At 63.2% G+C, this 13,370-nt stretch carries 13 protein-coding genes; 3 read left to right on the forward strand and 10 right to left on the reverse strand.

Features of this window, described 5'->3' with window-relative positions; translation table 11 throughout:
• Positions 1-31 precede the first annotated feature (31 nt).
• From truA to CABTHER_RS10305, 3 genes are all read left to right on the forward strand, one after another.
• On the forward strand, positions 32-820 hold the full coding sequence (truA, locus tag CABTHER_RS10295; protein WP_014100581.1) for a tRNA pseudouridine(38-40) synthase TruA: 789 nt from the start codon (positions 32-34) through the stop codon (positions 818-820).
• 82 nt (positions 821-902) lie between these two features.
• On the forward strand, positions 903-1,697 hold the full coding sequence (locus CABTHER_RS10300; RefSeq protein ID WP_014100582.1) for an isoprenyl transferase: 795 nt from the start codon (positions 903-905) through the stop codon (positions 1,695-1,697).
• Between the two features lie 7 nt (positions 1,698-1,704).
• Positions 1,705-2,973, forward strand: coding sequence for a tetratricopeptide repeat protein (locus CABTHER_RS10305; protein WP_014100583.1), 1,269 nt, complete (start codon positions 1,705-1,707; stop codon positions 2,971-2,973).
• A 16-nt stretch (positions 2,974-2,989) separates the two neighbouring features.
• Here CABTHER_RS10305 and tsaB read toward each other — a convergent pair whose 3' ends face one another.
• The 10 genes from tsaB to CABTHER_RS15985 form a co-directional block, all read right to left on the reverse strand.
• Positions 2,990-3,754 carry a tRNA (adenosine(37)-N6)-threonylcarbamoyltransferase complex dimerization subunit type 1 TsaB gene (gene tsaB, locus CABTHER_RS15980; protein ID WP_014100584.1) on the reverse strand — a complete coding sequence of 255 codons (765 nt, stop codon included), beginning with the start codon at positions 3,752-3,754 and terminating at the stop codon, positions 2,990-2,992.
• Positions 3,751-5,280, reverse strand: a complete 1,530-nt coding sequence (gene gcvPB, locus CABTHER_RS10315; RefSeq protein WP_014100585.1) for an aminomethyl-transferring glycine dehydrogenase subunit GcvPB — start codon at positions 5,278-5,280, stop codon at positions 3,751-3,753. The genes tsaB and gcvPB overlap by 4 nt, the downstream gene beginning before the upstream one ends.
• 151 nt (positions 5,281-5,431) lie before the next feature.
• On the reverse strand, positions 5,432-5,944 hold the full coding sequence (locus CABTHER_RS10320; protein ID WP_148264028.1) for a hypothetical protein: 513 nt from the start codon (positions 5,942-5,944) through the stop codon (positions 5,432-5,434).
• Entirely contained in the window at positions 5,926-6,576 is a 651-nt protein-coding gene (locus CABTHER_RS10325) for a hypothetical protein (protein WP_014100587.1), read from the reverse strand. Before CABTHER_RS10325 ends, CABTHER_RS10320 begins: the two co-directional genes overlap by 19 nt.
• A gap of 15 nt (positions 6,577-6,591) precedes the next feature.
• Positions 6,592-7,215 carry a hypothetical protein gene (locus CABTHER_RS10330; RefSeq protein ID WP_014100588.1) on the reverse strand — a complete coding sequence of 208 codons (624 nt, stop codon included), beginning with the start codon at positions 7,213-7,215 and terminating at the stop codon, positions 6,592-6,594.
• A gap of 100 nt (positions 7,216-7,315) precedes the next feature.
• Positions 7,316-9,502: a sodium-translocating pyrophosphatase gene (locus tag CABTHER_RS10335; protein WP_014100589.1), complete on the reverse strand. Its 2,187-nt coding sequence runs from the start codon at positions 9,500-9,502 to the stop codon at positions 7,316-7,318.
• A 166-nt stretch (positions 9,503-9,668) separates the two neighbouring features.
• Positions 9,669-10,529: an ABC transporter permease gene (locus tag CABTHER_RS10340; RefSeq protein WP_014100590.1), complete on the reverse strand. Its 861-nt coding sequence runs from the start codon at positions 10,527-10,529 to the stop codon at positions 9,669-9,671.
• A 66-nt stretch (positions 10,530-10,595) separates the two neighbouring features.
• A complete protein-coding gene (locus CABTHER_RS10345; RefSeq protein WP_014100591.1) occupies positions 10,596-11,264 on the reverse strand; it encodes a DUF4276 family protein in 669 nt (222 codons plus the stop codon).
• Positions 11,261-12,331: an AAA family ATPase gene (locus CABTHER_RS10350; RefSeq protein WP_014100592.1), complete on the reverse strand. Its 1,071-nt coding sequence runs from the start codon at positions 12,329-12,331 to the stop codon at positions 11,261-11,263. Before CABTHER_RS10350 ends, CABTHER_RS10345 begins: the two co-directional genes overlap by 4 nt.
• A 190-nt stretch (positions 12,332-12,521) precedes the next feature.
• Positions 12,522-13,355 carry a 2Fe-2S iron-sulfur cluster-binding protein gene (locus tag CABTHER_RS15985; RefSeq protein ID WP_014100593.1) on the reverse strand — a complete coding sequence of 278 codons (834 nt, stop codon included), beginning with the start codon at positions 13,353-13,355 and terminating at the stop codon, positions 12,522-12,524.
• Positions 13,356-13,370 lie beyond the last annotated feature (15 nt).

Raw genomic sequence — 13,370 nt, forward strand, 5'->3', positions numbered from 1 at the left:
CTCACACCATCTCACATCATCCACCTCGGTCATGCCGCGCCTAAAGCTGACGGTTGAGTACGACGGCACGGAGTACGCCGGCTGGCAGGCGCAGGCGAATGCCCGCAGCATTCAGGCGGTGCTGGCGGCCGCTTTCACACCCCTGCTGGGCCAGCCAGCACAACTCCACGCGGCCGGGCGTACGGATGCCGGAGTCCATGCTCTGGGGCAGGTTGTCCATACGGATGTCCATCAGATGCGCGCCCCGGAAACCTGGCGCGCGGCGCTCAACGCCCACCTTCCGCCGGACATTCGGGTGCGGCAGGTTGAGGTGGTTGGTGCTGATTTTCACGCCCGGAAGTCGGCGCGGGGCAAGCTCTACCACTATGCGTTCTGGTGTGGACGGGTCGAAAGCACGCGGTGGCGGCGCTACAGCCTGCACGTTCCCCAGCCACTTGACTGGGAAGCCATGCGGGAAGCGGCGCAGCACTTTGTCGGACGCCACGACTTTGCGCCCTTCAGCGTGGCCGACCGGACGGTGCAGACTACGGTGCGTACGATTCACTGGGTGACGTGGCATGGGGTCTCCGCTCCGGGAGGCTCAGCCCAGGATGGCTCCGGCAATGCTTCCTTCAGCCCGCCGGAACTGCTGGCCGTGGCGTTTTACGGAGACGGGTTTCTGCGGTATCAGGTACGGCGCATGGTAGGCACGCTGCTGGCCGTGGGGCAGGGCAAGCTGCCGCCGACGGCCGTGGCCGGGATACTTTGTGGAGCAAAGGAGTTTGCCGCTGCTGCCACGGCGCCAGCCCAAGGCTTGACGCTCATGCAGGTTGATTACTAGTATTCGCAGCGCTTTTTTGCATACCCGCACCGGCGTTCAGACGCCGTACTTTACCGGTCGGTTTCATCCAGTGAAGTTCTGAATGCACGAATTGGAAACCCTCATTGAACCCGGCTCGCCGGACGCTTTTCTGCTGCGCCAACTCGACCCCAACCGCCTGCCCAAACACGTGGCCATCATCATGGATGGCAACGGACGCTGGGCGAACCGGCAGGGCAAGGCCCGCATTGCCGGCCACCCGGCCGGCGTCGAAGCCGTGCGGGCGACGGTGGAAAACTGCGCCCGGCTGGGCATTCCCACCCTGACGCTCTACGCCTTTTCTTCGGAGAACTGGCGGCGGCCGCGGGTTGAAGTCACAATGCTGATGCGCCTGCTGCACCAGTGCCTTGAGCGTGAAGTGCCGCTGCTGAACCGCCATGGCGTGCGCCTGCGGTTCATCGGCCGGCTGGAAGGCTTGTCGGCCGAGATTCGGAAGGCCCTGGACTATGCTGTATCCGCCACGGCGCACAACCAGCGGATGACGCTCAACGTCGCGTTCAACTACGGCGGTCGGGCCGAAATTGTGGATGCCCTGCGCAGTGTGGTACGCGAGTTTATGGGGCTGGGGCGCTCGCTCGACACGCTGACCGAAGCCGATGTCGCCCGCCACCTCTACACGGACAGCGACCCCGACCTGCTCATTCGTACCAGCGGTGAAATGCGCCTGAGCAACTTTCTGCTGTGGCAGATGGCCTACACGGAAATCTTCGTGACCGATACCCTGTGGCCGGATTTCAACCGCACCCACCTGCTCGAAGCCCTCGTGGCCTATCAGCGCCGGCAGCGGCGGTTTGGCGGCGTTGAAACCGTTGGCGTTCCGGTGTCGGCGCTGGCATAGTGCAGGTGTGACCGACCTGAACGCCCAACCTTGCCACCGTATCCAGACTGAACAGGGTCGCTACTACTTTGCCGCCGGCCTGGCGTTGATGCTGTCGAGTGTGGCGTTTCGCCTTGGCGCGCCGGCCGCCGGAGTGACGCTCCTGGCTGCCTTTCCGCTGCTGCTCGTGCTGGCGCGCTATGAAGTGCTTGTCTTTGACGGAACACACCTGCGGCGGCGCGGCCCCTACGCCTGGTGGCAGGCCCGGATGCTGGGTGGGACGACTTCCCTACCCCTTGCCCAGCTTGAGTTGAGCATCACCGAAGTTGTCTATCTGCCGCTGACGCTGGCGCGCTACCGCTTTCGGACGATTCTCGTCGGCAACGGATTTGAAGCCGTGTTGTTCTCGAACACGGCCGGGTACGCGCCGTTCGTGACGGCCGTGTTTTCGGCTGTGGATGAGTCCAAGCTCGACTTTCATTCCCGTGCCTGGCTGCAATACGGCGCGCCGCCCCCGCTGACCGCAATAGCCGACGCCTTGGATGACCAGCATCTGGCGCAGTTTCCGGCGGCGCTGCTCCGCCGTACGGCCAACCACTTCACCCTGACCGGCCGCCTGCGGCTGGCGCAGCGCTACTTCCGGCAGGCTTATGGGCGCGACCGTGGCAACCCGCATCTGCTGTGTGAAATGGGCTATTTTTTCCGCCGCTTTGCGCTGGCCGAGCATCCTCGCTGGCAACTCCGCGCAGCGGCCTGCCTGCGGCTGGCCGCCCGGTTGGCCCGGCAGGAGCCGCATCTGCTGGAGCGCATCGGCGAAGCCTACTGCGAGCTGTTTGACTTTGTGCGCGCCGAGCGGTGTTTTCGGAAGGCATTGGAGCTGGACCGGCAGCTTTTCCGGGCCTATGCGGGTCTGGCCGAGTTGGCCTTCCGGGACGGACAATTGGCGCGGGTGGCGCACTTTTACTATGCAGCAGCGCACAGCACCAGCGACCCGGCCCTGCGGCGGCGGGCGCAGAACGAGGCGCGCTACTACGAACGGTTGAGCCAGGACGATGATTACCTCGACGCCGAAGTGCGCCGCATCACCTGGCTGCACCATATCCGCCAGATGCGCACCGTGGCCGGCGGCATTTTTTTCATGGCCTGGCTGGTCGTCGGCTTGACAGGCGCACGCTTCCCGGATGTGCAGGACATCGGGCTGGCGCTGATGGGGTCATCCGGGCTGGTGTGGCTTGGGCTTTCCTGCAGCCTGCACTGGCAACGGCGGCGGTCGGCGCTCCCGGAAACCGTCACTTGAGCGACAGCGGCGCCCCTCACCCGGTGGGCAGTGCAGCCCGCGCGTAGCAGGCGGTTAAAGTCTTTGCATCACAGGTCACACCGGCGGCAAGCCGGGCCGCCAACCGGGGTGCCGCGACGGGCGCCAGCCAGGGCGGTGGCGCGATCCGTGGCAGGTCGCCCACGAAAGCAGACACATCGCCATTGTCGAGCAGCGCCAGGGCGTCGCCGGTCAGAAGCCGTGGACAGTCTTTCGGAATGTGGCGGAAAAGCTGCTCCAGTACGGTTTGGACTTCTCCAGTCAGAGCAGCGGTGAGGGGCCGGGGTTCGGCATCGGGCCCGGCGGAAAAAGCCTGCCCGTGGACTTCGCGCCGGTGGGAGACATTGAGCACCACGACCGTCGTTGGCTGCTGAAGCGGCAGGACGGCATCGGCGAGAACTTCCAGCGTAGTGGCCGTGGCAATGGGGCAGTCGAGCGGCTGCGCCAGTCCCTTGACGGCCGCCAGTCCGACGCGAATGCCGGTGAAGCTTCCCGGACCGATGAGTGCGCCGAGCGCCGTCAAATCCGTCGGGCGCACCCCCGTGCGTTCAAGCAGGTAGGCAATGTCAGCGACCACCTGGTGGGCGCTGGGTTGCAGGCTGCGGACGCCCCATTGCGCCTGGATTTCCTGCCCGCGCAGAAGAGCCAGGCTCATGCGCGGCGAAGCCGTATCCACGATGAGCCACCAGTTCGCGGGCGTCAGCACCACACCAGCAGCGGTCTCCACAGGTAGGGCATCCGGGGGCAGGGTGTCGGGCGTCATGCACCGGCCGCTTTGACGGCCGGCGACGGCCGCCAGCGCAGCACGGGCTGCCGCGCCGCAGCGGTTTCATCGAGCCGGCGCAGTCGCGCCAGATGGGGCGCGGTTTTGACGACTTCCGGGTTTTCCCTGCATTCCTGGGCAATGGCGCGCATGGATGCGATGAACAAATCGAGTTCGGCGCGGCTCTCGCTTTCGGTCGGCTCGACCATAATCGCGCCCGGCGCAACGAGGGGGAACGACATCGTCGGCGGATGAAAGCCGTAGTCAATGAGCCGCTTGGCGATGTCGCCGTTGCGTACGCCATACGCCTGCTGCCGTCGGTCATTGAAGACGACCTCGTGGAGGACAGGGCCATCAAACGGCACTTCGTAGTCGTCCTGGAGATGATGCTTGATGTAGTTGGCATTGAGGACGGCCGTTTCCGTGGCTGCCCGCAGTCCTTCCGCTCCCATGGCGCGGATGTAGGCCAAGGCGCGCACCATCATGCCGAAGTTGCCATAGTACGCCTTGACGCGCCCAATCGAGTGGGGGCGGTCGTTGTCAAACACCACGGTCTGGTCATCCACCCGGCGCAGGGTCGGACAGGGCAGGTATGGCTCCAGCTCACGGTTGACGGCGACGGGGCCGCATCCGGGGCCGCCGCCGCCGTGTGGCGTGGAAAAGGTCTTGTGCAGGTTCAGGTGCATGACATCCACGCCCATGTCGCCGGGGCGCGCAATGCCAACCAGGGCGTTCATGTTCGCGCCGTCCATATAGACAAAGCCGCCACGGGCGTGGATGAGTTCGCAGGCTTTGGCAATGTCTTCTTCAAACAGCCCCAGGGTGTTCGGGTTGGTGATCATCAGCCCGGCGACTTCATCGGTCATCGCTTTGTCGAGCGCCGCCAAATCAAGCAGGCCGTTCTTCCTGGAGATAAGTGTGATGACCTTGTAGCCACACATCACGGCACTGGCCGGGTTGGTGCCGTGGGCGGCGTCGGGAATGAGGACGTACCGGCGGGCGTCGCCGCGCGCGGTCAGCGCTGCGCGAATCATCATCATGCCGGTGAGTTCGCCGTGCGCGCCGGCCGTGGGTTGCAGGGAAACCGCAGCCAGACCCGTGATTTCACAGAGGGCTTCTTCGAGCTGCTTCATCAGCAGAAGATTGCCGCGAACCGTCGCTTCCGGGGCGAGGGGATGCGACCGGGCAAAGCCGGGCAGTCGCGCCGCCCACTCGTTGATTTTCGGGTTGTACTTCATCGTACACGAGCCGAGCGGAAACATGCCGGTATCCGTGCCGTAGTTCCAGGTCGAAAGCCGCGTGTAGTGCCGGACGACTTCAGGCTCGGTCAGTTCAGGCAGCTCGGAGAGGTCATCCTGCCGCAGCAGGTGGGACGGAACCAGTGCAGAGGGCGCTACTTCGGGAACGTCGCTCGGCGGCAGGTGGTAGGCGCGGCTGCCGGGACGGGAGTTTTCAAAGATGAGGTTTTCGTTCTGGCTGATGTGCGGACGGGCTTTCTGGATGCGGGGTGTTGTGGGAAGCGCCATTGGAAGCAGAATGTTCGGGCGAACCTTTGAACTTTGAAATCGTCTGCGCGGCGGGGGCGGCACAGAGTGAGTATCCTAACCGAAAGCTTCCGGGCTTTTCCACCACGGACAGTCGCCGGGTTGGCGTCCGGTTGGGGCGAAGACCAGCGTTTCAGGGTGTGGGGACGCGGGGAAACAGGCGGAAAAACCCTTCGACATCCCACCGGTACTCGCCCGACCGCGCTGGCATTGGCGGCTCTTCCGGCCTTGGCACTGCCTGTTGGGCCAGACGGGCAAAGGTCTTGGCATCAAAACGGTACAGCAGGAGACCGGAGATCATGACCCCTTGGGCACCAGACAGTTCACGTCCCCAACTGGCATCCAGAGGGCGTAAAAACAGGAGCACAACGTTGTACTCTGACGTGGGGTAGCGGGAGACATCGGCGGCAATTGCCGCGAGGGACGGGGCGTAATAGACCCGTTTGCCCGCCAGTGCCAGCAGGTGAGGCGGATCGGTCGGGATTTCAAAATCCGGCGAAAACACAATATCAGAAGGTGTGACAGCCTGCCGGACGGCATTGCCCAGCGGTTCGATGATGGGGGACGGCTCTGGAAAGAGCGCCCGGAAACCCAGGTGAACCGGAAGGATGTATGCCAGTGCCGCCGTCAGCAGTACAGCCGCCACACCCATCCGCCGGCGCGCACAGGCTGACCACCGGGGCACAAGGGCGGCAGGAGCGTGACCGGCAGCAGGACAAACGGCACGACGGCGATGACCAGCGAGAATTTGAGGGCGCTGAAGTCGTGAATGGCCGAGTGGTTGCGCAGGGCATAGACCTGCAAAAAGCACGGCACGGTGATGAGCGCCATGGTCCAGCCAGCCAACGCCACCCCGGACACCACACCGGGCAGCGGCGCCTGGTTGCGGGCAGCCTGCCGCCACCACCAGCCGCCCAGCAGCAGACAGCCGGCCAGCGCCACAAAAGCCAGCGCGGGGCCGGCAGCGCCAAACTGCGCCGGGATGTATTCCCCCCAGAAGATGGCGTTGAAACGCGCCGTAAAATCGGCGTTGACATCCGTTGCGCCAATGCGTCCGAGAAACCGCTCCTTCAGGCGCGGCAGCATCCCCAGAAAGGCAAGCTGGACGAAAAACAGTCCCAGCGCCAGCAGCCCGCCCATACCAAACCAGAGACTGCGCCACCACCAGGCTTTGACATTTGACCACGGCAGAGGGATGTCGCCGGTGGCCAGCCGTTTCACATAGGCAACGCCCACGAGGCACACGAACAGCCAGTCACAGGCGAGGCCCCATGCCATCGTCAACGCCTGCCATCAGTTGCTGCTGGTACGGGCAGAAGGGTAGGCGTCACGGATGGCTTCCAGCAGGATGAACAGGACGTAAGGCAGCAGTACGGCCTGGTCGGCGAAATAAACGTTCTGGTGCCAGTAGAGCGGGCCGGGCAGCAGCAACTCCAGTGTCGGCGGCACGGTGGCCAGCAGGGTGGACGTGCCCCGGTCAAGGCCCAACCGGCGCAGCACAAGCAGGCTCAGGCCGCCGAGCGCCACGGCAATGAGGCCGTGGTTGATGAGATTCCAACTCATGAGGCTGCTGACCGTTGGCGCCCCCTCACTAACGAGGCTGTAGGCGTAGGCGGTCAGGACAAAACCCGGTGGGTACGACACATAAGGGTTGCGGCTCAGCAGGGTTGGGAACTCGACGGAGCGGGGTTCGTTGAGAAGGGCAAAGCGCAGTGTCCAGGGGCCTTCGGCATGCCAGGCGCGGGCAAACCGCAGCGTGTTCGCGGTAAGCCACTGGTGATGCTCAAAGCTCAGCTTTCCAAACCAGGGGCGACGCGCCTGTACCGTGCAGGCAAACAGGCCGACGGTGAAACCAAGCAGCACGAGGCAGGCGGCCAGCGATTTCGGGTGCAGGGTCAACCAGGACTTACGCGGCATGGCAGCATGGTGACACTGTACCCTCAGCCCGACAAGGCGGTGGCCGGCAGCGAGGGAGGGTTGGCCCCACCGCCCACCACCGGCCGCAACCCGCTGACCGTCAGATGAACAACGGCGCCATCACCAGCGTGATCGTGGCCAGCAGCTTGATGAGCACGTGCAGGGAGGGTCCTGCCGTGTCCTTGAATGGATCGCCCACGGTATCGCCCACCACCGCCGCCTTGTGGGCATCGCTCCGTTTGCCGCCGTGCGCGCCGGTTTCGATGTACTTCTTGGCGTTATCCCACGCGCCGCCGCCGTTGTTCAGGAACAACGCCATCAGGATGCCCACAATCGTCCCGATGAGCAGCAACCCGCCGACGACTTCTGCGCCGGTGGCGCTGTTCGCGGTCATCCCCTGGGACAAATACACCTGGCGAAACACAATCCCGACGATGATCGGCGTCAGGACGACCAATGCGCCCGGCAGCACCATCTGCTTGAGCGCGCCGCGCGTCACGATGTCCACGCAGTGACCGTAATCCGGCTTGCTCGTCCCTTTCATGATGCCCGGATTGCTCCTGAACTGCCGCCGCACTTCTGTAATGACATCCTGCGCCACGGCCCCGACCGCCTTGATGGCCAGCGAAGCAAACAGCATCACCAGCATGGCCCCCACCATGCCGCCGATGAAGACTTCCGGCTTGGCAAGGTCAATCCGCTCCAGCGTCGGGCCGTAGGCAAACGGCCAGTAGCTGCGGACTTCATCCATGTAAGCCGAAAACAGCAGGAAGGCCGCCAGGGCCGCCGAACCCACGGCGTACCCCTTCGTCAGCGCCTTCGTGGTGTTGCCGACGGCATCCAGGCGGTCTGTCTTTTCACGCACTTCATCCGGCTGTTCCGACATTTCAACAATCCCGCCGGCGTTGTCGGTGATGGGCCCAAAGGTATCCATGGCCAGGATGTAACCGGCCGTACCCAGCATACCCATCGTGGCAGCGGCCGTCCCGAACAGCCCGGCCTTGGCAAAGCCCGAATTCATGCCCAGGTAGTAGGAAGTCAGCACGGCAATCGCAATCACCACGACCGGAATCGCCGTGGACTCCAACCCGACGGCAATCCCCATGATGACGTTCGTCGCCGGCCCCGTCTGCGAGGCATCAGCAATGGACTTCACCGGACGGTAGCGATACTCCGTGTAGTACTGCGTGATGAACACAAAGGCCAGCGAGGTCAGAATGCCCACGACGCCACAGGCAAAGAAGCTCAGGTAGGCATTGGGGGCGGCAGTGCTGGCCAGCAACCACTTCGACGCCACGAAAAACCCGGCCGTCGCCAGCAGGCAGGTGACGTAAAAGCCCCGGTTGAGCGCCTTCATCGGGTCGGATTTCTCATCCGTACGCACAACCATCACCCCGACGATGGAAGCCAGCAGTCCAAACGCCCCCACCACCAGCGGGTAGAGCAACACGCCAAGCTGCTGCGACTTTTCAAAAGCCGTGATGTTGGTCATCAGCAGGGACGACGCCAGAATGAGCGCGCCGATGTTTTCTGCGGCCATGGATTCAAACAAATCTGCGCCACGACCGGCACAGTCGCCCACGTTGTCGCCCACCAGATCGGCGATGACCGCCGGATTGCGCGGGTCATCTTCGGGAATCCCGGCTTCGACCTTGCCCACCAGGTCCGCGCCCACATCCGCGGCCTTGGTGTAGATACCTCCGCCCAACTGCGCAAAAAGCGCCACAAAGGACGCCCCAAAGCCATAACCGGCAATCAGCAGCGGGATTTTGCTCATTTCCGTAATCTTGAGCAGGCTGACAATGGCAAAAAGGCCGGCAACGCCCAGCAGCGACAGCGCCACAACGAGCAGACCGGCAACCGCGCCCCCGCGCAGGGCCGCCTGCAAAGCGCCGTTGAGCGAGGTCAGGGCCGCCGAGGCCGTACGGATGTTCGTCCGAATCGAAATCCACATGCCGATGTAGCCCGACGCTACCGAACATGCAGCCCCCAACAGGAAGGAAATCACCGTCACAAACGCCAGCGTGCGCGGGTCCTTCACCGGGTCATTCATGCCTGGTGTTCGGACAAAGGCGTACAGGATGAAAATCAGCGCCGCCAGCGCCACGGCCAGATAGGCAATCGTTGTGTTTTGACGCCGCAAAAAGGCTTCCGCCCCTTCCTTGATGGCGTCGGAAATCTTCCGCATCCCTTCCGTGCCGGTATCGAGCGCCAGCACGTTCCTGGCCAGAAACGCGGCAAACCCCAGCGCGACGATGATGAGTCCAAAAATGACGGCATACTCCATAGATTGACCAACCCCCAGAGCACGGCGCACCGCCCACCGGGCGCCGCACCAGTTTCGTTCACGAGTCGAGAAGCAACGAACAAAACGTCAACTTTATAACGTTTACAGACGCACTTCAACCGGATGCGGGACAAAGGAAACGCCGGTAAACGGGTTGGGAAGGCGCTCATTTCGCGGCCGGGTGATTGGCCAGCCGGGGGCTGAACCACATCGCCGCCACGAGGGTGAGCAGGTAGGGCAGGGCAAGAAAGAATTGATAGGGAATGGTGTCCAGTCCCAGCGCCTGCAGGCGGAACTGGAAGGCGCTGGCGGCGCCGAAGCCGAGCGCGGACAGACTGACGCCGACGGGATGGCGTCGCCCGACAATCACGATGGCCAGAGCAATGAACCCCCGGCCGGCGGTCATGCCTTCGACGAACGTGTTGGAAAGGCCCAGCGCCAGGTAGCCTCCGGCCAGCCCGCAGGTGAGTCCACTGAACAGCAGCGCGCTCCAGCGCAGCCGCGCCACGCTCAACCCCACGCTGGCCGCAGCGGCGGGATGTTCCCCGGCGGCGCGCAGGCCGAGTCCGTGGGCGGTGCGGAACAGCCAGTACCAGGCAGTGACGATCAGGACAAGCGCCAGCACAGGCACACTCCACAGCGGCAGGGTTGGCACTACGAAGGCAGCGTTGGAGTCGCCGACGAGTTCCCGCCGTGCCACGGCCGTTGCGCCGAGGGCAAAGATGTTGAGGGCGGTGCCGACAAGCAGGGCATCACAGCCCAGGTTGACGGACAGCAGGGCAAAGGCGGCCGTCAGCGCCAGTCCTCCGATGACAGCCGCTCCCAGTCCGAGCCACGGAGCAAGCCAGGTGTTGGCCGCAGTGGCGCACACGGCAACGCCGGTAAACGCTGCCACGAGCATGACGCCTTCGATGCCGATGTTGACGACCCCCGCCCGTTCGGAGATAGCTTCGCCAAGCGCCGCCAGCAGCAGCGGCGTCGCCAGGGTCAGCGTTGTCAGCATCAGGCCGGTGAGGATGTCAGTCATGGCTTCTCAAAACATCGCCTCCCAACCCGGCGCACGACTTACCGGCTCTCGCCAATCCGCAGCCGGTCATGGTTTACCCAGTGATTCCAACCGTTTCAGCCAGGCATCGAAATGCGGGCAGGCAGCCCGAAGGGCCGCAATGCCAATCCGGTGCAACAGCGTCGGGCCGTCTGAGGTTTCCTTGTAGTCGGCTATCAGAGCAGACAAGCGCGCCTTGGGATGCGTGGTTTGACCGTCGTTGATCAGTTCCGGCCCGCCAGCCCGCGACCGGATGGCATGCAGCCTGTTCGCCAGCTTGGCCTGCCCGAAATAGTCGGCAACGGTTTCAGAGTCGCTGAAGAGCCAGGCTTCGAATTCGTGCAGCGCCAGAAACGGAATAAACCTTTGATGGTTGATCGCTTGTGCAAAGCTGGCTTCCAACCGGGCAACTTTTTGCTGCGCCGAACCAGCCCCCTGTGCTGCCTGCTGTCCCGGAAAGCCCTTCGGCAGCCCGTAGTAATCAAGCATGGTCGTCACCCAGGCATCAGAATCTCCGAGCAGGCGCCGAAGGTCTCCCAGAATCTGTTGCCAACCCACCGCGCCGCCGCGAAATCCGCTTCCGGCAGGTAAACGTTTTGTCCACAAAACGACGGGATGGGCAACATGTACGCCGTATGACGCCAAGTGTGGCGTCAGCACCCGTTTGACAAAAATTTCTTCGCTTTGCCCTTCAACCAGCATCAGCAGCCGGGTCATGGACGCCCCCCCAGGACGTTCTTCTCCCACAACTCACCCAGGCTGTACGCTTCCAGCCAATCCCTGAGCCTGTCTTTGTTGAGTCGGTTGAAAGTCGTTTTCAGCCCGTCATGCTCGGCGACGATGACCTGCTCCGGCGCAAAGTGGTTGAGCAGGGTCACAGACTGCGTCGCCAGCAGCACTTGTGACCGCCTGGAAGCCACTTCCAGCATTTCGGCCAGCATCCGAATGGCAAAGGGATGCAGACCGAGTTCCGGCTCGTCGAGCAAAATCAGCGCTGGCGGCGAAGGCTGAAGCAGTAACGTCGCCAGACAGATGAAACGGAGCGTACCGTCCGAGAGGGCATAGGCGTCGAAGTACGCCGCCGAGCCTTTTTGACGCCACTCCAGCTTGATCTTCTTCTCGTTGAGCCGCGAGGGTGCCAGTGTGAAGCCTTCAAAAAACGGCGCGACGAGACGGATATACTCTTCGATCTGCTGGAAGTGACGCGGATGCTTTTCCTGCAACCAGTACAGGTACGCCGGCAGGTTGGCCGCATCAGGGCGCAAAAACCGGTTGTCTTCCAGATCGGCCATCCGTTTTGCCGGTGAGCTGTCCGAGGTATCGTGAAAGTGATAGACGACGAGATTCCGTACCTTGGGGAAAACAAACCTGGGAATCTGGTTCCTGTAGGCGACAGCCGCTTCTTCAAGCTGGCTTTCCTTGTGACCAACGGCGATTGGCTCGCCATACGTCCAGTAGCCACTGTATTCGACGCGCTCGTACTCAAAGATGAGCGTGTCCTGAACCGCCTTGAGTTTGAAGCCGTAGGCGTTTTTATCGAAGGTAAAGTCCAGTGACAGCGCCGGCGTTGTCTTTCGGCCGTGGTGCAGAAAACGATCCGGCTCACCGGCGACATACAGTTGCAGGTTGCGTGAGAGCACCCGCTCCAGCAACCGGAAGACGCCAATCAGGTTGGATTTTCCTGAACCATTCGCGCCAATGAGGATGTCGAGGTCGGTGAAGGTCAGCTCGGCGTCGGCAATGGACTTGAAACCGGTAATCCTGAGTTGGCGCAAGGTACGCATCGCAAGCCCCCAGCCATTCCATCATGGAAAGAAAAAAAGTGGCATCGAAAGGTTTTCCGATGCCACAAAGCCAGACTGGTAAAGCTCACCCACGAGCTATTCTAGTGCGGCACGTTACCGACATGTTGCCGACAGGTAAAAGTTTCCCAATCGCCCCGAACACGCCCCCTGAACGCGCTCCCTGAACATGCTACGGCTGCCGGTCACCGGGCTTGGGCGGCTCCGCACCTGAACGGGTTTCACTACCCGAACGGGTCTCGCTGCGGGAACGAGTTTCACCAGCCGGACGGGTCTCACTGCCGGGACGCGGCCGCGGCTTGACTTCCATTGCCACCGGCCTGGCTTCGGAGGTTTTGGTTTCCGGCCTGGACTCGCCCTCTGCCGCCTTGGGCGTCGGCCTGGGCGACGTGGCCGCCGGCGCGGGAGCAGCCGCTGGCGCAGTCGCTGAGGCCGGCGATGCCGCGAAACCGCTCATGCTCCGCGCCATGCCGGTCGCCACGGCTTCAAAGGCCAGAATGCCGCTCGTCAGACTGGCATTGACAAACTGCGCCGTCAGCGTTGGTAACTCAGCCACACCCTTTTCCTGTACGGTCTCCAGCCCGTTGAGCACGGCGGCGTAGCCGTGGCGGGCATGGTTGAGGAAGTCTTCCGAGGCGGCAGCCACCATGCGAAACCACAATTGCAGCCCCTCGCTGAACGTCAGCTTCTCAAACTGGGCAGCAATGTCGAGACGCTTGGCCGCCGGCAATGTCACCGTGAGGTCTTTCTGAACCTGGGCGCAACAGGCCAACCGCCGTCCGGCCGCCAGGTCACTGGGGTCGAACCAGCGCCGTTCCTTGGCATCCGGTTCGGACAGGGCAGCCGCCATGGCTGCATCCACACGGATTTCACAGGTCTGACAGATGCCGTGACCGCCGCAGAAATGAAGCAACGGCTGGCCGGACTGCTGGGCTGCACTCAGTAAAGTCGTGCCGGGCGCCACTTCAACTTTCTGCCCGGACGGCTGAAACGTCACGGTTGGCATAAGGTCTTTCTCGCC

Source organism: Chloracidobacterium thermophilum B (assembly GCF_000226295.1).
Classification (GTDB): domain Bacteria; phylum Acidobacteriota; class Blastocatellia; order Chloracidobacteriales; family Chloracidobacteriaceae; genus Chloracidobacterium; species Chloracidobacterium thermophilum.